Here is an 18,412-nt window from a genome sequence, read left to right as displayed (position 1 = left end):
CGTCGCGAACCGGCGGGTCAGCTCCCGTACCGCTGCCGGACCACCGACGGGGTCTCCAGGTTCTTCCCCGCGTCGATGCTCTGCGCGAGCCGGAGGTACTGGCCTTCCGCCCACATCAACGGCGCCGCGCTCCCGGTCGGACGGCCCAGGCCGAAGCACGCGACGTCGGCGCGGTCCCACACCTGTTCGGGAATGAAGTAGCCGTCGTTCGCCGCGTCCGCCATCGACTTCAGGTACACCGCCGCCGAACGCCCGTTGGCCAGCTCGTACTCGCCGCGCTCGCCGGACAGGACCGGCCACAACCGCCCGAACCGCTGGGGCCCGTTCGCCGGCCAGCCGGCGCACGTCGGGTTGCTCTCGCCGTAGTTGTCGTGCGGATAGCGGTGGAAGTAGACGTCTCCGCCCGGGGTCGTGACCTGCATCGGCGCGTTGCCGTCGCGGGCCGCCGCCGTCGGAGCCAGCGACCGCGCGACCTCGGCGTCCGCCGGTCCGCGCACCCCGAGCCGAACCAGTTCGAGGAACCCGAAGTCGACGACGTCGTGCTCGTAGAAGCACCCCTCGTCGAAGCAGATCTGTCCGGTGTCGTTCGGGTCCGTGCCCTTGTCGATCCTTTCGTAGTAGGTGTGGCCGCCCCAGTACCCGGACGTCGTCCGCGTCCAGCCGTCGAGCTGCGCCCGCCACGAATCCGCCGTGGGCTCCCACTGCTGTGCCGCCGCCACGTCGCCATTCGCCCGCGCGATCGCCCCAGCCGTGACCAACCCGGCCACCTCCGCCGCAACCGACGACGGCGACCGCCCGTACTGCTCCTCCCACCTTTCCGTCGTCGCGGGCCCGCTGGCCCGGATGTGCTCCGCCGTCACCTTCACCCGCGCATAGGTCGCCGGGTCGGTCAGCCCGGTCATCCACGCCAGCACGATCGCGTCGGAGTCCTGATCGAGCTGCTCGCAACAGCCCAGCTGCTGCGGCGCGGCCCCGCTGACCCCGCTCACCGGGCTGTACCGCGGAAACGCACCGGCCGGATACGTCGTCCCGTCGCCTGGGGTAGGCGCGGAAATCCACTGCGAGGACCACAGGAACCGCGCCATCCGCTCCGCCTGCGCGGCATCGCCCGCCGCGAGCAATCCCGTTGCCTGCTGGTACAAATCCCGGCCCCACACGCGGTGGTACCCGTCGTTGAGCCCGTCGCCGTTCACGACGTCGCCCCACGGCGTGGCCAGCCCCGCGACACTCGCGCCGCGATGCGCCTTGTCCTCCGCCGCGTGCAACGCCATCAGCGCGACGTAATACGCCCTCCGCTGCCGCTCATCGCCCGCAACACTGGCCGGCACCGCTTTCAAGCTGTCGGCATACTCCTCCCATCCGCGCCGATACGCCTGTTCGAGAGTGTCGAATCCGCCGCCCAGCGACCCGTCCGCAGCCGCCGCGGCACTCCGTGCGTCAGTCCCGTACCCGAGCGCGACCGAGAACGTCGTGTCCCGCCCGACCGGAATCTGTCCACATTGGACTACATTGCCGTAACTGGTGGAGTCGAAGTGATTCGCAAGAGTTTTATGTGCTCGCAAGTCTACCAGGCAATCGCTCGCGGCGCCGGAATATCCGTTGTCGTACGCGACGAACCCAGTCGAGACCCGCAACGCCGACACCACCGTCGTCCTGCTGCCGAACAACTCCTCGGTGCCACTGGCCGTCAAACCGGTCCCGTCCCACGCCGCCGTGTCATTGGCCGCGCCGCCCGCCATAGACGGATTCGCCAGCAGGTAAACCTGGTACTGACCGCCGTCGAGCGACAGAAACCGCGTGCGAGCAAGAAGAGTCGGCCGTCCGGAGTCGGTGATGTACGTCGTGGTGATGCGATAACGACCGTTCTTGGCGGTGTTCGTGACGGTGTACTCGAGCGCCTTCTCGTCCGGCATCGAAACGACGTGTTCGGTCGCGTCGCGTTCAAGGTCCACAAAGGACTTCCCGTCGGTGACGACGTACTGCATGTCTTGCATATTCGCGACGTCCACACGCGGATAGAACACCTCGGACGTGACACCCTTCGCGACGGTGAACCACAACGGGCTCGCCGTCCCGGCGGCCGTCCCGAGGGCGGATTTGTCCCCGGTTGTCCACGATGACGGCCCGCCGCAGCAATCTCCCGGCGTGCCTCCCGCCGGCGAGCGCGCCGCCCCTTGCCCGCCGCCGCCCGCTCCGCGTTCCGCCGCCTGCCCGGGCCTTGCCCCCGCTTTGGCAGGTGCTATCCCCTGCGCCGCCACCAAAATCCCCACGACCGCGACCACCGCCGTCGCCCGTCCCCGCTTCCCACCGGCCATGCCGCTCATGCTCCCCGCCGCCCCTGCCCGGAACAACAGCCGAACGGTGGGAACCGCTCCGCCGTCGCCGCGAGAACCCGAGGGAGTCCCACCCGATGGAGTGACCGAGAAGCCCCGGAAACTGTCGTACCCGGATGGTCTCCTGATTCCCGAAGCGGCACCCGCCCGGGCCCGCACCGAGCAGAAGGAGCGTCACCATGGCCGGAGAAACCGTCCTCACCGTCGTCGGAAACCTGACCGCGGACCCGGAACTCGCCTTCACCCCGTCCGGTTCCGCGGTAGTGAACTTCACCGTCGCCAGCACGCCGAGAATCCTGGACCGCCAATCCAACGACTTCAAAGACGGCGACCCGTTGTTCCTCCGCTGCAGCCTGTGGAAGAACCCCGCGGAAAACGTCGCCGAAAGCCTCACGCGGGGCGCACGGGTCATAGTCCAGGGCAGATTGCGGCAACGCTCCTACGAAACCAGAGAGGGCGAACGCCGGACGGTAGTCGAACTCCAAGTCGACGAAATCGGCCCTTCCCTGCGCTATGCCACCGCGAAGGTCGTCAAAGCGTCCCGTTCCGCGAACGGCCACAGTTCCTCGCCCAGCGGCGGCTGGATCACCGAGACCCCGGTAACGGCAGGCGATGCCCCGCCCTTCTGACCTTCGCCCGCACTTCCTTCTCCGGTACGTCCACTGTGGTGGATCAGCGGACGCTCGATGCGCCCTGCCCGCGCCGGAGACCGCTGCACCGCTAGGACATCAGCGGCTGCCTCCGGGCGTACCCGCCATCATCGAACAAACCGTCGGGCGCGGATTCCTTGGCAGCCGCGCCGAAACACCCGCATCCCGGAACGAGCCGGGCTCTGCGGCCGCCCCTTGACCACACCGAACCACCCCACCGAAGCGGAGATGTCGTGTTCCGGAGAACTTCAAGCTGCGGCACTGCCGATCGAACCCGTGTCGGCCCGACCGAGGACCGGCCGGGACACCCGAGGACCGAGAGTCCCCGCCGGCCCCTGCTCCGAGCGCTCCGTCGCTCGCACCGAGGACGCCTTCGTGGTGCTCACCCCCGGCGAACCGCAGGGCACGCCGCCACGGACAGACCTCTGAGACCGGAAAGCCGCCACTCACCCCGGCTGCCGTCCCCGACCGGCGCGCGGACGCGGGAGTTCGCCCGTCGAGGCGAACCCCCGCCCCGGTCACCCGATCTGGTAAGCGCGGGTAACGGTCTGGCTCACCGCGTTGCCCTTGTCATCGGCAGCCTTCGCCCGCAACGACGCGAACCCGCTCGCCGGATTGCGGACCTTCGCCGTCCACCGCGGGCCGTCCGGACTCAGCTCCACCGGCTGCCAGGTCGCACCGTCGTCGTAGGAGATCTCTACCGACAGCTCCGTGACCTTCGGCGGCGAGTCCTGCCGGGTCACCGTCACCGGGAAGGTGATCTCCTTGCCTCCCGGCACGATGTTGCGCAGGTCCGCCGGCGGGGCGAATCCGACGGCGAGCATGCCCAGCGGGCCGTCCGCGAACAATGTCGGGGCGACCGTCCACTCTCCGCTGACCTTCGTGGAGGTAGGCCACCAGGGCTTGTCCCGGGTCGCCTCCGTGGTGATCCGGTACGTGCCGAACCGCGCCGGAGCCTGGAAAACGCCGCGGCCCGGCGAGTTCTGGGTGCCGAGCAGCTGACCGTCCAGATAGGCCGAAGTGGTGCCCCGGTCCAGTTCGTAGGTGTAGTCCGCGCTGCTGCTGTGCCCGGCGGCGTCGGAGAACACCGGCACCGTGACGTCGAGCAGCCAGTCCTTGGTCCGCCACACCCACGGGCGGCCCGATCCGGTGGCCCGGTGAAGCCGGGTCCGATGGCCGCGGCGCGCCATTCACCGCTCGGCCAGTATTCGCTGAGGTCGGCGCCGTGGCCTCCGTTGATCTTCTCGGTGCCCGCTTTGAGCGTTTGCTCGTCGCCGACGAGCCATTTCCGGCTCCCGGTGCGCGCGGTTGTGAGCAGCGATTGCCCGGAGAAGTCGCTGGGCTGCCAGGTCTGGGTCAGCTGCTCGCCGGCGAAGGCGGCCGGGATCCTGCTGTCGTTCCACAGGATCCCGGTGCGGGTGGCGACATAGCGGAACTTGCCCGCGGGGATGGGAGTCCCCCCGATGACGTGGATCCTGTCGACGGCGGTATTCAGCACCTGCTTCACCGACAAGAGCTTCGCCCTCGGCGCGGCTGCCGGCGTCTGGGCCGGGGGATCGCCGCGGTGGCGCCAACGGCGATCACCAGCGCGGCGGCAGCCGCGCCGATCCACCAGCGCCGCCTGGCGCGGGACTCCGCCTTGCCCTTGACCTCGGCCGGCGGGATCGTTTCCGGCACCGGAGCAGCCTTTCCTTCGATCGACCGCACTGCGTTCACCAGCGCGTCGTTGGCTGCTGCCAGCGGACGCGGGCTGGCGAGTTCCTCGGCGCGCAGCGAATTCAGTGCCTCGTCCAGCTCGTCGTTCGTCCACAAGCGACGGACGTTGTTCTCAGTCATCGATGCGCTCTCCTTCCAGGCTGTGCGGGGCCCTCGGCGTGGCTCGGGCCCGGAGCTGCTGCCGGACCCGATGCAGCCGGGAACGGACAGTGCCCGCCGGAATGTCGAGGACCGCGCCGATCTCGCTGGCATCCAGTTCTCCCCAGCTCGCCAGCAGCAACACGTCCCGGTCTCCCGGCGCGAGACCGGCCAGTTCCCGAACCCTGGCTTCGGCGTCGACCTGGTCGGCCACCCGATCGGCATGACCGCGCGCGATCTGCGCGCCCTGGTCGCGGGCGGCCGTCCGCAGGTACCGGCTTTCGGCCCGGGCATGCTGGCGGAGCAGGTTGGTGGCGATGCCGAACAACCAGGCGCGGACGCCGGCCCTGGCCGGGTCGTAGCTGGCCCGGCGCTGCAACGCGATCAGGAACGTGTCGCTGACCAGGTCGTCGGCCACCGTCGGCCCGGCGCGGCTGGCAAGGTACCGGCGCACGTCCCGGGCGTGCCGGTCGAACAAGCTCTGGAAGACCGGCTGAAGGTCGTGCCCGCACGAGTCCGGTCGATCGTCGCCGTCCACCGCGCCTGCCGCGGCGTAGCGCTCAGCCCTAGTCACATCGGGTATTCGCCGGAGCCGCCGGAAGTGTTCATCGCCGCCACGCGGCACGAAGGCCCCAGGACCCGGACACCCGGTCCGGCCCGTTCGCCAGGAGCGGCCGGCGGAAGCCGCGACCTCGGCAAGCCTGATCGCCGCCCGCGCTCGGCCCCCGCGTCGGCCAGCCGCGCGCTCCGGTCCGGACCCGCGCAAATGGTATGGTCCTTTCCCCAAAAGGTCCATACCACTGCCCGAATGCCGACTATCGGCCCTGACCGGCCGGAAATCCCGCTGGTAGCTTCCGATCCATGCCCGCATCTCGCCGGACCAAGGCCGGAATCCCAGTCCTCGCCGCGATTTCCGTACTGCTGCTGGCCCCGCTTTCCGCACCAGCCGCCCAAGCCTCGCCCGCGACCGCCGCCAGAGCAGCCGGCGGACAGGACGAATGCAGCACCCCGTCGATCAACCGGCTGCAGAAGTGGCTGGCCAGCGGCGAAGGCACCACCGTCCCGGCCACCGGGAGCCTCCTCGTCCCGGAAGGCGACGGCTACGCCGCGAAAATCGTCTTCCAGAACAACGAATGGCACGTCGCCGTCGTCTGGCTCGGCAACCAGTTCGACGCCCAGGCCGACCTCAGCCGCTCCGCCGGATTCTGGCTGACCTACAGCGCCACCGAAGACCTCTACGTCCAGCTGCGCCCCGCCTCCCACTGGAGCGGCGGCGACAAATGGCTCACCCGCATTCCCTCGACCGGCGGTCAACTGGTCCGCAAGTTCTTCCCCTTCGACGCCGACGCCTGGACCTGGCTCCCTGAACTGGGCCAGCCGCAGTACTCGTTCGCCTCCGCGCTGAACGAAGCCCGCGGCCTGGTCTTCGTCGGCAAGACCCCCAACAGCCTCGACTTCCGGGAACTCCTCATCGACGGCTACCAACCGCCGTGCCTATAGCCCCAAGACGCTCTTAATTCTGCACAGCGGGCCGGATCGTGATGTCCCCGATCTCCACGTCGTCCGGCTGCTCGATGGCGAAAGCGATCGCCCGCGCCACCGCCGCCGGGTCGAGGGCGAACTCCTCGACCCGCCGCCGGATCTGCTCTCGCTGCCCGGCATCGTCGATCGAATCCGCCAGTTCCGTGCGGACGAACCCCGGCGACACCGACGTCGTCCGGAGCACGCCGTCCGTCGATTCCTGCCGCAATGCCTCCATGATCGTCCGCACCGCGTTCTTCGTCCCCGCGTAAACCGCCTGCGTGGGCACGATCTTCAGCCCGGCCGTCGACACCGTCGTCACCAGATGGCCCCGCCCTTCCCGCCGGAACACCGGCAGCGCGGCCGCGATCCCGTGCAGCACGCCGCGCACGTTCACGTCGATCATCGCCGACCATCCGTCCACGTCGACCTCCGCCACCGGCCCCAGCTTGGCGACACCGGCGTTGCTCACCAGCACGTCGAGGCGGCCGAATTCGTCCACCGCCCGCTGCACGAGCCGGTCCAGATCCGAGCGACGGGTCACGTCGGTGACGCACGCGATCGCGCGACCGCCGCCCCCGCGGATCTCCTCCACCACTGCGTCCAGCCGATCCGCGCGGCGCGCACCGAGGACCACTGCGGCGCCCCGTGCGGCCAGCAGCCGGGCGGTCGCCTCACCGATTCCGCTGCTGGCTCCGGTGATCGCGACGACTTTCTCATTCATGACGGGCATTTCCACTCCTGCCAACCATATGGACACGTGTCCGGATAGCTTACCGGACACGTGTCCGCAACGGTGCCGCAGGGAGCGCGTCAACATCGCCTGGAGTGCAGTCAAGGAAGCGTGAGCGCCGGCCGGATCCGCCCGCGCGCCCGGTCATGCTCGGCCAGTCCGCACGAACACCGGAGAAAGGCCCCAGGTGAACGACCTAGCTGCCGCGCTGACGCTGATCGGCGTATTCATCGCGCTGGCCATGGCCCTGCGCACCATCCAGCGACATCTGATCCGCGATCAGCAGCAGTGCTCGCCCCGCCAGGCCTCGAGCCCCTCGCGGACGGCGACCGCGGCGATGACCAATGCCGCGACCGGATCCGCCCAATACCAGCCGAACAGCGCGTTCACCAGCAACCCGGCCAACAGCACCCCGGAGAGGTAAGTACAGAGCAGCGTCTGCTTCGAGTCAGCGACCGCGCTGGCCGAGCCGAGTTCCCGGCCAGCCCGGCGTTGCGCACCCGAAAGCACCGGCATCACCACCAAGGACACTGCGGCGAGCACGATCCCGGCGGTCGAATGCTCCGCCTCGCCGCCGCCGAACAGCGAACGCACCGAATCGGCCGTCACGTAGGCGGCGAGCAGGAAGAACGACACCGCGATCACCCGCAGCGCGGTCCGTTCCCGGCGTTCCGGATCCGCGCTCGCGAACTGCCACGCCACCGCGACCGCGGACAGCACCTCGGCCACCGAGTCGAGTCCAAACGCGACCAGCGCGGACGAGGACGCGATCGTCCCGGCGGAAACCGCGACGATCGCCTCGACCACGTTGTACGTGATCGTCCCGGCGACCAGCCACTGCACCCGGCGGTGCAAAACTGCCCGGCGAGCGGCGTCCACCGCCGGCCGAGCGTCGCCGCAGCCCGACGAGTCGGCGCAGCAATCCGTCACCGCGCTGTCTCCTCGACGCATGCCTCCGTCGGCGCGACAGCCAAGACCACCTGCGTCAGTTCCGACAACGCGCGCGCGAGATGCGGGTCGGCGATCGCGTACCGCACCTGCCGGCCCTCGTAAGTCGCGATCACCAGGCCGCAGCCGCGCAGGCACGCGAGATGGTTCGAGACATTCGAACGGCTCAGTTCCAGCCGCGACGCCAGCTGCGCCGGGTACGAGACACCGTCCAGCAGTGCCACCAGAATCCGGCAGCGCGTCGGATCCGCCAGCGCGCGGCCCAGGCGCGCGAGCGCCGCCTCACGAGTCTCTGAGATCAGCACAGCCGCAATAGTACAGCAGTCGCTGAATCAAATATACTGGTCCGGTGGACAACCTCCTCGGCGACTTCCTCCGCGCCCGGCGAGAGCGGATCTCCCCGGCCGACGTCGGCCTGCCGGACAGCGGACGACGCCGCGTGCGAGGCCTGCGCCGCGAGGAACTCGCGCTCCTGGCGGGGATCAGCAGCGACTACTACATCCGGCTGGAACAGGGCCGCGACCAGAATCCGTCGGCACAGGTGCTCGACGCACTCGCCCGCGCACTCGGCCTGGACGAAGCCGCGCGAAGGCACCTGCACCAGCTCGCCGCGCCAGCCCAGCCCGGAGAAGCCGAGCCGGACGTGCCCGCGAGCATCGTCGAGCTGATCGCCACCTGGCCGACGAATCCGGCGTACGTCCAGGACCGGCTCACCAACGTCCTCGCCGCGAATCCCATCGCCGCCGCGGTTTCGCCGAACTACGCGGTCGGCCGGAACCTGCTCCGCGCGGTCTTCCTCGACCCGGCCGAGCGAGACCTGCGCCGCGACTGGGACCAGATGGCGGCCGACGGCGTGGCCGGTCTCCGCGCCGCGCTCGGACCCGACCTCGGTGCCGCGGCAGGACTGGTCGCCGACCTCGCCGCCGGCAGCGAACGGTTCCGGGATCTCTGGGCCCGGCACGACGTCAAACCGCGCACCGGCCACCTCGTCCGGCTCCGCCATCCCGTCGCCGGAGACCTCGATCTGCACAGCGACAAACTGGACGTCCCCGGCCCGGCCGCGCTGCAGCTGGTGGTCTTCCACGCGACCCCGGGCACCCGCGACGCGGAGGCGCTCGCTTCGCTGGCGGACCTCGTTTCCGCCACCTGACAACGGAAAACCGGGCCGAAGCGCGACCGCCCCGGCCCGGTTTCCGTCATTCGGCCGCTTCGAACTCCCGCACCGCGTCCAGCGCGGCGCCCATCGCGGCGTTGCCCTCGCGTTCGATCATGATCTCGACCAGCACCGGCCGCCGGGTGCGTTCCGCTTCCTTGCGCGCCCACTCCAGCGACGACCGGATCTCCCCCGGGTCCGCCACGCGGGTGCCCGAGCAGCCGTAGGCCTCCATGATCTTCACGTTGTCCGTGCCGTGGTCGTCGTAGTGGATGTCGACCTGGTAGTTCATCGCGTAGGGCAGCTCGGACTGGCGGATCAGGCCCAGGTACTCGTTGTTGAGCATGACCAGCACGAACCCGACGTCGTACTGCGCGGCCACCGCCAGCTCCTCCACCAGGAACTGGAACGAGTAGTCGCCGACCACGCCGACGACCTCCGCGTCCGGCCGCGCCTTCTTGACCCCGATCGCCGCCGGGATCTCCCAGCCGAGCGGGCCTGCCTGCCCGCACACCTGGTAGTGCCGCGGCAGGTGCGCGCGCTGGAACTGCCCGGACCAGATCTGGTACAGCCCGATCGCGGTGACGAAATACGTCTCCGGCCCGTAGAACTCGTTGAGTTCCTTGAACACCCGCGGCGCCTTGATCGGCGTGCAGTCGAAGTCCTCCTTGCGCGGCAGCTCCGCCTTGAGGTCGCCGAGCCGCTTGACCCACGCGCGGTCCCGCGCCGGAGTCGTGCGCGCGTCCAGCGCCGCCAGCAGCGCTTCGAGGAACTCGCGGGTGTCCGAGACGACGCCGAGGTCCGGGCCGAACACCTTGCCCAGCTGCGTAGGTTCGATGTCGACGTGGATGAACTTCCGCTCGCCGCGGTACACCGACAGCTCGCCGGTGTGCCGGTCGCCGAACCGCGCGCCCAGCGCCAGGACCAGGTCGGACTCCAGGAACGCGGCGTTGGCCCAGCGCTGCGACGTCTGGATGCCCGCCATGCCGGCGAACAGCTCGTGGTCCTCGGGGAAGCTGCCCTTGCCCATCAGCGTGACGCCGACCGGGACGCCGAGCCGTTCCGCCAGCCGCCGCAACGGATCGCTCGCCTCGCCGAGCACGACGCCGCCGCCGGCCAGGATCAGCGGGCGTTCGGCGGCGAGCAGCATGTCCAGCGCCCGCTCGACCCGCGCCGGCGAAGGCTTGACCGTGCTCACCGGCAGCGCCGAATCGATCGACGAGTCCCACTCGATCATCTGCTTCTGCACGTCGATCGGCAGGTCGATGAGCACCGGACCCGGTCGTCCGGACCGGGCGATCCGGAACGCCTCGCGGAAGATCCACGGCAGCTGCGCGGCTTCCTTCACCTGGACCGCCCACTTCGTGACCGGCCGCGCGATCTCGACGATGTCCACCGCCTGGAACGCTTCCTGGTGCAGCTTCGTCGTCGCGGCCTGGCCGGTGATGCACAGGATCGGGACCGAATCCGCATGCGCGGTGTACAGGCCGGTGATCATGTTCGTCCCGGCCGGACCGGACGTGCCGATCGCGACGCCGACATTGCCGGTCGTGCGCGACCAACCGTCGGCCATGTGCGTCGCGCCTTCCTCGTGGCGCACCACCAGGTGGTCGATACCGCGGTCCTGCATCGCCTCGTACAGCGGCAGAATCGCCGCGCCGGGGCAGCCGAAGGCAACGTCGATCCCTTCGTCGACCAGCACGTCGACGACTGCCTGCATAGCGGGGACCCGGGCCATGGTCACACCTCCTGGGACGAGCGGCCGGACAGTTCTTCGACGACCTTCAGCAGCGCGGAGTGGTCCAGCGAGCCGTAGCCCATCGCGCGCCCGGCCGCGACCAGCTGCGCGACCAGCCCGGTGAGCGGGAGCGCCACGTCGGACTGCCGGGCGGCGGCCAGCGCGATGCCCATGTCCTTGTGGTGCAGGTCGATCCGGAAGCCCGGCTCGAACTTCCGCTCGACCATCGACTTCCGCTTCAGCTCGAGGATCCGGCTGCCGGCGAGCCCGCCGGCCAGCACGTCGAGCCCGGTGCCCGCGTCCACTCCGGACGCTTCCAGCAGCACGATCGCCTCGGCGACCAGCCCGTAGATCCCGCCGACCACCAGCTGGTTGGCCGCCTTCACGACCTGGCCCGCGCCGTGCGGGCCGACGTGCACCACGGTCTTGCCGAGCGTGTCGAACACCGGCTTCGCGGCCGCGAAATCGGCCTCGTCGCCACCGACCATAATGGACAGTGCGGCCTGCTCGGCACCGGCCTGGCCGCCGGACACCGGCGCGTCCAGCACGCGGATCCCCTTGGCCGCACCGGCTTTCGCGACCTCGATCGACGTCTCCGGCCGGATGGTGCTCATGTCGGCCAGCAGCGTGCCGGGCGCGACCGCGTCGAGCACTCCGCCCGGCGCGAGCACGACCTGCTCGACCTGCGGGTGGTTCGGCAGCATGGTGATCACGAACTCGGCCCCGGACACCGCGTCGGCGACGTCCTTCGCCGCCCGGCCGCCCGCCGCTTCCAGCTTGGCCAGCGCGTCGGCGTTGAGGTCGAACCCGCTCACCTCGTGCCCGGCGGCGGCGAGGTGAGCGGCCATCGGCGTGCCCATCACGCCCAGTCCGACGAACCCGATCCTGCTCATCAGTTTCCCCTTCGCTCGTACGGCAGCCAGGCCAGCGAGTCCACAGTGGAGCCGTCCGGTTTGTACTCGACGCCCACCGGTCCGGCGTAGCCCGCCGCCTGCAGCTTTTCCAGATATCCTTCGAGATCCAGCTCCCCCGTGCCCGGCTGGTGCCGGCCCGGCGCGTCGGCGATCTGCACGTGCCCGGTGCGCGGGGTGTGGCGGGCGATCACGGTGTCGAGGTCGTCGCCGTTGACCGCGAGGTGGTAGAGGTCCGCGAGCAGCCGGACGTTGTCCAGGCCGAGCTCGTCGAGCACCGCGACCGCGTCGGCCGCGGTCTTCAGCGGGTACGCCGGGGTGCCAGACAGCGGTTCGAGCACCAGCTGCGCGCCGATGCCCTCGGCCGCTTTCGCCGCCGCGGCAAGGTGATCACGGGCCAGGCCGTCCTGTTCGGACGGATCGACCCCGTCGATCCGGTTGCCGTACAGCGCGTTGAAGCTGCGGCAGCCGAGCCGTTCGGCGAGCCCGAGCGCGACCGTCAGGCTCGTCGCGAACTCCGCCTCGCGGCCGACCCACGACACGAGCCCGCGCTCGCCCGCGGCCATGTCGCCCGCGTAGAAGTTCAGCCCGGTCAGCTGGACGCCCGCCTGCTCGACCGACCGCGCGAACCGGTCGACGTCGTCCCCGGACGGGTCGGCGCTTTCGAACGGCCACCAGTACTCCACCAGGGTGAAGCCCGCTGCCCGAGCGGCCTGCGCGCGCTCGAGCATCGGGAGTTCGGTGAACAGGATCGACAGGTTGGCGGCATAGGGCAGCGAGTGCCGCTCCCCGGCGGGACCGGTCATGAGTACCTCGGCTCCTCACATCTCGATCAGCTATTTCGCTGTGTGGAAGTTTTCTTCCGTAGTTCGAGAATAGCTGGACGCGAAGGGTCCGGTCAACGGGAAGTTCGGGAACGGGGTCTCCACGGGCGGAGCAGACGGCGACGCCCGGCTCGCCGCGACCGCCCGGTTTACTCCACAGTGGACAGCGGCGCGATTTCCGCTCAGCCGACCGGAATCGCCGCCGTCGCCGTGCGATCGAGCAGCCCGATCGCGGCGCGGACGTGCCGCAGCGCGGGAGCCGGAACCCCGGTCAGATCGGCGAGTTCGACGACCGCGCCGATGATCGCGTCGATCTCCAGCGGTTTCCCCGCTTCGAGGTCCTGGAGCATGGACGTCTTGTGGTGCCCGACCCGCCACGCGCCGTCGATCCGCTTCTCCACCGACACCTGCGGATCCGCTCCCGCCGCCCGGGCGATCGCGAGGGTTTCGGTCATCATCTCCGCGACGAGCGCGCGGGTTTCGCCGTGCTCGCACATCTGCGCCATGGTCGCCCGGGTGAGCGCGGAGAGCGGATTGAACGCGACGTTGCCCATCAGCTTGACCCAGATGTCGTCGCGCAGCCTCGGCTCGACCGGCGCTTTGAGCCCGCCCGCGATCATCGCGTCCGCGAGCTTCCGGCAACGGGCGGAGGTTCCGCCAGAGGGTTCCCCAAGCGAAAACCGCGTGCCCTCGAGATGCCGGATCACGCCCGGCTCCTCGATGACGGTCGAGCAGTACACCACACAGCCGACCGCCCGTTCGACCGCGAGCACCCGGCTGGTCGCCCCGCCGGGATCGACCGCCTCGACCCGCTGGCCCTCCAGCGGATGACCGGCCAGCCCGTGGAAATACCACCACGGGATGCCGTTCTGCGCCGCCACGAGCGCGGTGCCCGGACCGAGGAGCGGTTCCAGCAGAGCGCCGCAGTCCGGGTACGAATGTGCTTTGAGGCCAAGGAAAACGTAGTCGACCGGCCCGATCTCGCGCGGGTCCGACGTGACGTGCGGACGCGCGGCGAAGTCACCGCGGGGACTCCGGACGCGCACGCCGTCCGCCGCCATCGCGGCCAGATGCGCACCGCGGGCGACGAGGTGGACTTCGGTACCGCCGCGATGCAGGGCCGCGCCGACGTACGCGCCGATCGCTCCCGCGCCCAGAACAGCCACCCGCATGGTTGCCTCCTGTGGTCAGGATTCTGCCGATGTTAGATTGCATACAGTATCCCGTGTGGTGTCTGCGGAGCCAGGATCTGGTCATCGGAAACGGCGATGGCGACCGGGGACGGGCAGGGGCCGCGAATTGCGTGGCGGTGCGGAGCCTGCGGACTGTGCGGGCTCGCCGCGCAGCGCGCCAATCCACCCGCTCGGTCCGGCCCCCGCAGCACACGCAGCCAACGGCCCCGACCCAGCCACGCGACGGACTCTGCGTCGCGCAGCGGCCCCGACCCAGCCACGCAACGGATCCCGCGTCGCGCAGCGGCCCCGGCCCGGCCACGCGACGCGCCCACCGTCGCACACCAACCCCAGTGGAGAATGGCGGCATGATCGGCGACCGATGGGGAGTCAACGACAGCGAGATCGCGCGCCCCTACCCCTGCGACGACTTCGTCACCTCCCCCCGCCCTGCAAGCCTGGCGCGGCGTGACCGTCGGAACAGCCGCCGAAGCGGTCTGGCCATGGGTAACCCAGGTGAGACTCGCCCCGTACTCCTACGACTGGATCGACAACCTCGGCCGCCGCTCGCCCCGCGAACTGGCCGGACTCCCCGAACCCCGGACCGGCGACAGCTTCACCGCCTCCGGTGGGCGCAAACTCGGCCGGATCGTCTCGGTAGAGCAAGGAAAACAGCTCACGGCGAGCGTCATGGGCGCCTTCATGTCCTACGTCCTCGTGCCCCAGCCGGACGACACGACGCGTCTGCTGCTCAAGGTCGTCATGCAAACCCGCCGCTGGGTGGCGGTCGGGGTGTCCGTCGGCGATCTGATCATGGCTCGGCGGCAGCTGCTGAACCTCAAGCGGCTCGCCGAGCAAACGGCGAACTGAGCGAGGTCAGACCTCCCGCACCGACTCCGCCACGAACCCGGACAGCACCAGCCGCGCGGAGCACCGGCTGTGCGCGGAGGCAATCGGCTCCGTGCGCCGCACCAGCACCTCGTACCGCCGTCCGCCCGCCTCGACCAGCACGCTCCTGGCCTCGCCCCGGGGTTCCTCCGCGACCGCCAGCACCGCGTCGAGGCCGCGCCGGCCAGTGCGGCCGCGGACCTCGATCTCGGCGAACTGCGACCACGCGCTCTCCGCGGACGTGCGGCCGCGCAGGTTCTCCAACCGGACGTTCCCGCCGAGTGCTTCCTTCGCCACCAGTTCGGCTTCGGGCACCGCGAGGCTGCCGTGGAGGTAACCGTCCGGCACCGTCAGCAGGTTGCCCGCCCAGCGGTCCCCGCCGACGTGGCTGACCTCCCACACCTGCCCCGGATGGTTCTGCGCGAGGGTGGTCACCAGCGGACGGCCGAAGACCGCGCAGCACATGTCCTTGCTGCCGTGCGTGCACACGAGAAAGAGCGGGCCGGACACCGGTTCGCCGTGCCCGCGACGGCCGGCGGCGACCGCTTCGAGGTCGAGGTGGGCTAGTTCGGCCAGGTCGGCGACGTCGAGGCGTTCCGTCCAGCGGTTCCCGGGCTGCCCGCTGGCGAGGTACACCGTGCGCGGCGCACCCGGCACCCGCGCGTGCCGGCCCGGCTTCCGGATGAGCAGCGGACGCAGGCCCGCGGCTCGCGCGGCGTCGAGGCGTTCGGCGGGAAACGCGGCGGCCAGCAGCTCTTCGAGGGCGTCCGGCCCCCACGAACCCGGCTGCTCGACCAGCAGCCAGGACGTCATGCGCGCGGCGGTCCCGGCGGGCTCGCCGCCGAGTTCGCGGGTCAGCGCGGCGCATCCGGGCACCGCGTTCCGGCCCGGGAAGCAGACTCCCGGCCCAGAGTGCGGCACGTCGGGCTTAGGCATGCCTAAGTATAGCTGACTTCCCGCCAACCCCTTCCGCCCCGACCGTCCCGCCGCGCGACGATCACTCGATCGGGCGGCTCAGGCGCGGGCTACGAGACCCTGGACGACCAGCTCCCGCAGGAGCGCCCGCACTGTCTCCGGCGGCACGCCCGGCGCGGCGTCGGCCAGGACCTTGAACGGCTGCGGAGCGCACCCCAGCAACGCGGCGAGCACCGGTCGCGCAGCATCGGCGAACACCAGCCGCTTCCCCGCCCCGAACAGGGCCACCGTGCCGTCGCCGTCCACCAGCGCGGCGCGCGGGACCAGCAGCCGGACCTCGAAATCGTCGTCCGGCGGCAGCAAGTCCGCCGTCGCCGCCCACGGCAGGCCGACGCGGGTCTGCGCGGGAGCCTGCGCGTCCCGGTCGTCGAGGAACCGGCTGACCACGTCGCCCGCGGTGAGTTCGGCGAGCCGGCTGCGCAGTGCTTCGGCCCGCTCGGCGCGCGCGTCCGGGCCGGCGAACCGGGGCAGGTCGGTGCGGAACAGTTCGTCGGACCGCAGCTGGTCGGCCAGCCACGCCACGAGGTCCACGCCGGTGGCCGCGTTGAAGCCGATCGTCAGGTGCAAGGACTCCTCGCCGACGGCGGACACGTCGTGCCAATGCCCGCGCGGCAGGTAGAGCACGTCGCCGTCTTCCAGGAGGAAGTCGTCGTACGGATCGCCCTCCGGACGTTCCGGCAGTTCGACGTCCCGCTGCAGCGGCGAAGGCCGGGTCACGCCGTGCAGGCGCCACCGCTTGCGCCCGGAAAGCTGGATGATGAACGCGTCGTGGTCGTCCCAGTGGACGTCAAAGCCGTGCGTGGTGCCCCAGCCCGCGTAGAGGTTGACCTGGATCCGCTCGCGCAGGTCGTGTTCGAGCCTGCTCGCCAGCTCGCCGACCTCGTCGACCAGTTCGTTGACCGAGTCGACCACGAGCGTCGCGCCGGCGCGCAGGTGCTCGGCGAACGGCGCCGACAGCACGCGCGGGACGAGGCCGTTGCGCCGGGTCGACACCATTTCGGTATAGGTGTGCGCGGGGACGACGTCGCCGTCGAGCGCGAGCCTCAACCGGGGGAACTCGAGCCGGTGCTGGCGCAGCACTCGGTCCAGCTCCGGCCACGGGAGCAGGGAGGCGAACCGGCCCTTCTCGCCGGGGAACCGGCGCGGGGCCTTGCCGAGGACGTCCGCGAAGAACTGGCCGGCCTCGAGCGGTGCCACGAGGCCGGCCAGTCCGGGAATCTCCGTCATGGAGCGGGTCAACGGCTAGTCGTTGCCGTCGTTGTCGGCGACCGCGCCGTTGGCCTTGCCCCGGTCCACCGCGGCGGTCAGCGGTTCCACGCTGAGCAGCAAGCCGCTGGCGGCCGTGTCGGTGTCGGTTGTCATGCGTTCTTGAGCCATGCGGACCTCACAACGTCGACGACTGGGTCAGCCCCACGCTACGTGTCGATCGCGGGGGCGGACATCGGTCATTTGAGTAGTCTTGGCCGGGTCTGCGACGACGCTGGGCAAAGCCCGCCGATCATAGATTCTGCCGGTAGTCGCGCGCGAGACCGGCTCGCACCAGCCGCTCCTTCGCCCCGGCCCGCACCAGTTTCGCGGCGGTGCCCTCGGTGTCGTTCAGCCGGACGTGATCAGTCCAGATCGTCGACGGCTTCGGCAGGTCAGCGGGGTCGACGCGCCGGGCGGCGTCCCACAGTCCGGCGTCCCGGACCGCGGCGCTCTGCGCGAGCCGCACGGTCTCGATTTCCACCTTCAGCACCGCTTTCGGGGTGCGGTTGCGCTCGGTCATCGACTCGCGCAGCTCGGGTTCCGTGCTGATCGCGGCCTTCCCAGCGATCTCCAACGTGCGGGTGTCACCCGGTGCGACGACCACGACAGCCACGTCGGGCCGCTCCACGACGTTGTGGAACGTATCGGTGCGCCGGTTGCCGGGCCGGTCGGCGAGTGCGACCGTCGTCGGTCCGATCATCTTGGCCACCCCGGGCGGGTCGCCCTTGGGACTGGCGTCCGCGAGCCCGGCGCCGTCCCGCGACGTGATCACCGCGAACCGTGCTGCGGCAAGGAAAGCAGCCGCCGCGGGCCCGAGTGCCGAGCCCTCCTCGACGGCGTCCGGGTCCTCCGGCGCGGCGGCCGGGTCCCAGAGGTTCGAGCGGATCACCGCTTTGCCGCAGTGGAGGAACGCTTCCTCGACGCGGAGACCGTCTTCGGCGATGGTTCCGTTGATCCGCAAGGTTTCGCGCCACCCGGGGACGAGCACGAGCAGCGCGGCGCCGGCGCCCGGTTCGGCATCCGCCGGGATGGGCAGCCGCAGCCGCGACTCGCTCTCCGCCGCCGCGAACCCGGGCGCGCCACCGGTCATTTCGGCTCGCTGGCGGTTCCCGGCACCCACGTAGCCGAGGACGGCGGCGGGACTGTGCCTGAGCAGTGCGAGGCAATGCGGGTCCAGATGATCGATCGACTTCATCATGACCGGCAGCGGCCGCTCGCCGACGACGCGTTCCAGGTCCGGCACTGCTCGGATGATCCCCATGTTCTTAGGCTAGCCTAAGACGATCTTGCCGCGGCCTCGGCGGGCGGCGAGAGGCGCGGGTTCACACGTCCGACAGGTGCCGCCATGTGCTCGCCAGCCTCGGTTCGCCTCGACCCGCTCGCCCGCCCCACCAGGCCAAACCCCCGGATCACCCCTTCCGCCGGGCCGCTCCGGCACCCGATCCGCGGACACGATTCAGAATC

Annotated in this window: 18 protein-coding genes; 4 read left to right on the top strand and 14 right to left on the bottom strand. The window is 70.5% G+C overall.

The window, feature by feature from the left end:
* Nucleotides 1–17 precede the first annotated feature (17 nt).
* Nucleotides 18–2,315: a glycoside hydrolase family 15 protein gene (locus ACFSVL_RS32670; protein WP_378309655.1), complete on the bottom strand. Its 2,298-nt coding sequence runs from the start codon at nucleotides 2,313–2,315 to the stop codon at nucleotides 18–20.
* 197 nt (nucleotides 2,316–2,512) lie between these two features.
* Between ACFSVL_RS32670 and ACFSVL_RS32665 the strand changes: the two genes are divergently transcribed.
* Nucleotides 2,513–2,962: a single-stranded DNA-binding protein gene (locus tag ACFSVL_RS32665; RefSeq protein ID WP_378309653.1), complete on the top strand. Its 450-nt coding sequence runs from the start codon at nucleotides 2,513–2,515 to the stop codon at nucleotides 2,960–2,962.
* A 539-nt stretch (nucleotides 2,963–3,501) separates the two neighbouring features.
* On the opposite strand, the gene ACFSVL_RS32660 is transcribed toward ACFSVL_RS32665, so the two are convergent.
* From ACFSVL_RS32660 to ACFSVL_RS32650, 3 genes are all read right to left on the bottom strand, one after another.
* On the bottom strand, nucleotides 3,502–4,173 hold the full coding sequence (locus ACFSVL_RS32660) for a hypothetical protein (protein WP_378309651.1): 672 nt from the start codon (nucleotides 4,171–4,173) through the stop codon (nucleotides 3,502–3,504).
* A gap of 313 nt (nucleotides 4,174–4,486) precedes the next feature.
* Complete coding sequence (locus ACFSVL_RS32655; protein ID WP_378309650.1) at nucleotides 4,487–4,819, bottom strand: hypothetical protein; 333 nt, start codon at nucleotides 4,817–4,819, stop codon at nucleotides 4,487–4,489.
* Nucleotides 4,812–5,411 (bottom strand): RNA polymerase sigma factor, encoded by a 600-nt coding sequence (locus ACFSVL_RS32650; protein ID WP_378309648.1) that lies wholly within the window; start codon nucleotides 5,409–5,411, stop codon nucleotides 4,812–4,814. Before ACFSVL_RS32650 ends, ACFSVL_RS32655 begins: the two co-directional genes overlap by 8 nt.
* A gap of 287 nt (nucleotides 5,412–5,698) precedes the next feature.
* On the opposite strand from ACFSVL_RS32650, the gene ACFSVL_RS32645 reads away from it, so the two are divergent.
* A complete protein-coding gene (locus ACFSVL_RS32645) occupies nucleotides 5,699–6,337 on the top strand; it encodes a hypothetical protein (protein ID WP_378309646.1) in 639 nt (212 codons plus the stop codon).
* A 13-nt stretch (nucleotides 6,338–6,350) separates the two neighbouring features.
* Here ACFSVL_RS32645 and ACFSVL_RS32640 read toward each other — a convergent pair whose 3' ends face one another.
* From ACFSVL_RS32640 to cmtR, 3 genes are all read right to left on the bottom strand, one after another.
* Nucleotides 6,351–7,091, bottom strand: a complete 741-nt coding sequence (locus ACFSVL_RS32640) for an SDR family oxidoreductase (protein WP_378309645.1) — start codon at nucleotides 7,089–7,091, stop codon at nucleotides 6,351–6,353.
* Between the two features lie 279 nt (nucleotides 7,092–7,370).
* Nucleotides 7,371–8,042 (bottom strand): cation transporter, encoded by a 672-nt coding sequence (locus tag ACFSVL_RS32635; RefSeq protein ID WP_378309643.1) that lies wholly within the window; start codon nucleotides 8,040–8,042, stop codon nucleotides 7,371–7,373.
* A complete protein-coding gene (cmtR, locus tag ACFSVL_RS32630) occupies nucleotides 8,018–8,344 on the bottom strand; it encodes a Cd(II)/Pb(II)-sensing metalloregulatory transcriptional regulator CmtR (RefSeq protein WP_378309641.1) in 327 nt (108 codons plus the stop codon). Before cmtR ends, ACFSVL_RS32635 begins: the two co-directional genes overlap by 25 nt.
* Before the next feature lie 44 nt (nucleotides 8,345–8,388).
* Between cmtR and ACFSVL_RS32625 the strand changes: the two genes are divergently transcribed.
* Nucleotides 8,389–9,189, top strand: a complete 801-nt coding sequence (locus ACFSVL_RS32625; protein WP_378309639.1) for a helix-turn-helix transcriptional regulator — start codon at nucleotides 8,389–8,391, stop codon at nucleotides 9,187–9,189.
* Between the two features lie 46 nt (nucleotides 9,190–9,235).
* On the opposite strand, the gene gcl is transcribed toward ACFSVL_RS32625, so the two are convergent.
* The 4 genes from gcl to ACFSVL_RS32605 all read right to left on the bottom strand — a co-directional run bounded on the left by gcl (nucleotide 9,236) and on the right by ACFSVL_RS32605 (nucleotide 13,837).
* Nucleotides 9,236–10,930 carry a glyoxylate carboligase gene (gcl, locus tag ACFSVL_RS32620; RefSeq protein ID WP_378309637.1) on the bottom strand — a complete coding sequence of 565 codons (1,695 nt, stop codon included), beginning with the start codon at nucleotides 10,928–10,930 and terminating at the stop codon, nucleotides 9,236–9,238.
* A 2-nt stretch (nucleotides 10,931–10,932) separates the two neighbouring features.
* The gene (locus ACFSVL_RS32615; protein WP_378309635.1) at nucleotides 10,933–11,823 is read right to left on the bottom strand and encodes a 2-hydroxy-3-oxopropionate reductase; all 891 of its coding nucleotides are present in this window, start codon (nucleotides 11,821–11,823) and stop codon (nucleotides 10,933–10,935) included.
* Entirely contained in the window at nucleotides 11,823–12,647 is an 825-nt protein-coding gene (locus ACFSVL_RS32610; protein ID WP_378309633.1) for a hydroxypyruvate isomerase family protein, read from the bottom strand. Before ACFSVL_RS32610 ends, ACFSVL_RS32615 begins: the two co-directional genes overlap by 1 nt.
* Nucleotides 12,648–12,847: 200 nt before the next feature.
* Nucleotides 12,848–13,837 (bottom strand): 2-dehydropantoate 2-reductase, encoded by a 990-nt coding sequence (locus tag ACFSVL_RS32605; RefSeq protein WP_378309632.1) that lies wholly within the window; start codon nucleotides 13,835–13,837, stop codon nucleotides 12,848–12,850.
* Nucleotides 13,838–14,305: 468 nt separating this feature from the next.
* Here ACFSVL_RS32605 and ACFSVL_RS32600 point away from each other — a divergent pair, with 468 nt between their 5' ends.
* Nucleotides 14,306–14,707, top strand: a complete 402-nt coding sequence (locus ACFSVL_RS32600; protein ID WP_378309630.1) for a polyketide cyclase — start codon at nucleotides 14,306–14,308, stop codon at nucleotides 14,705–14,707.
* Between the two features lie 6 nt (nucleotides 14,708–14,713).
* Here ACFSVL_RS32600 and ACFSVL_RS32595 read toward each other — a convergent pair whose 3' ends face one another.
* From ACFSVL_RS32595 to ACFSVL_RS32585, 3 genes are all read right to left on the bottom strand, one after another.
* Nucleotides 14,714–15,661, bottom strand: coding sequence for a sucrase ferredoxin (locus ACFSVL_RS32595; protein ID WP_378309629.1), 948 nt, complete (start codon nucleotides 15,659–15,661; stop codon nucleotides 14,714–14,716).
* A gap of 78 nt (nucleotides 15,662–15,739) precedes the next feature.
* Nucleotides 15,740–16,927, bottom strand: coding sequence for a cupin domain-containing protein (locus tag ACFSVL_RS32590; RefSeq protein ID WP_378309628.1), 1,188 nt, complete (start codon nucleotides 16,925–16,927; stop codon nucleotides 15,740–15,742).
* Between the two features lie 271 nt (nucleotides 16,928–17,198).
* Complete coding sequence (locus ACFSVL_RS32585) at nucleotides 17,199–18,209, bottom strand: pyridoxamine 5'-phosphate oxidase family protein (protein WP_378309626.1); 1,011 nt, start codon at nucleotides 18,207–18,209, stop codon at nucleotides 17,199–17,201.
* Nucleotides 18,210–18,412: the final 203 nt, after the last annotated feature.

This window comes from Amycolatopsis silviterrae (genome assembly GCF_042684085.1).
Classification (GTDB): domain Bacteria; phylum Actinomycetota; class Actinomycetes; order Mycobacteriales; family Pseudonocardiaceae; genus Amycolatopsis; species Amycolatopsis silviterrae.
Note: the sequence above shows the minus strand (reverse complement) of the source record. Positions and strands in the feature narration are given on the sequence as shown.